An 864-nucleotide genomic window follows, 5' to 3' on the forward strand; every position below is an offset into this window, starting at 1 on the left:
GCGCCCCGGCCCGGGCCACCGCTCCCGGCGCGGCCGGGGCCAGCGGGCTGTCGCGGATCTCCAGCGGGCGCGCGGTCACGCCCCGCGCCCCGTAGACCAGGTCCGGCCGTACGGCCACGACGGCACCGACGGTCAGCGCGGTGATCGCCGCCTCGCCGATGCCGATCAGCACATGCACCCCGACCATCGCCGCGAAGACCTTGCCGATCGCCACATCGGCCGTGCCGCCGAGCGCGTAGATCGCCGTGAAGGCCACCGCCGCGGCCGGTACGGAGACCAGCGCCGCGACGAAGGACGCGACGGTGACCGTACGGCGGCGATGCGGGGCCAGCTTCACGATCGTGCGGAAGATCGCGTACGCCACGACCGTGGTGACCAGGGCCATGTCCGTGATGTTGACGCCGAGCGCCGTAAGGCCGCCGTCCGCGAACAGGACGCCCTGCATCAGCAGCACCACGGAGACGCACAACACCCCCGTATACGGCCCCACGAGTATCGCGGCCAGCGCCCCGCCCAGCAGATGCCCGCTGGTCCCGGCGGCGACGGGGAAGTTGAGCATCTGCACGGCGAAGATGAACGCCGCCACCAGCCCGGCCAGCGGCGCGGTCCGCTCGTCGAGCTCCCGCCGGGCACCGCGCAAACTGACCGCGACGGCCCCGGCGGCGACCACACCGGTCACCGCCGACACCGGCGCGTCGATGAATCCATCGGGCACATGCATGGCGGGACTCCGCTCCTGAGCTGCTGCTATCGGCCCGATGGTAGCCCGTACCTGCAAGTCATTCGCAAGAGCGCGGTCATCGCGGAATCCGGCGGGATCGCCCAGGATCACACGCCGACGGCGGCCTTCCGGGATCGGAAGGC

The 864-nt window shown here is 72.3% G+C and carries 1 protein-coding gene; it reads right to left on the reverse strand.

Going from position 1 to position 864, the window contains the following annotated elements; translation table 11 throughout:
- The coding region (locus KN815_RS19515; RefSeq protein ID WP_216343231.1) for an energy-coupling factor ABC transporter permease at positions 1-721 on the reverse strand (721 nt) is incomplete at its 3' end.
- Positions 722-864 lie beyond the last annotated feature (143 nt).

Origin of the sequence: Streptomyces niphimycinicus, assembly GCF_018883605.1 — a bacterium.
Taxonomy (GTDB): Bacteria; Actinomycetota; Actinomycetes; order Streptomycetales; family Streptomycetaceae; genus Streptomyces; species Streptomyces niphimycinicus.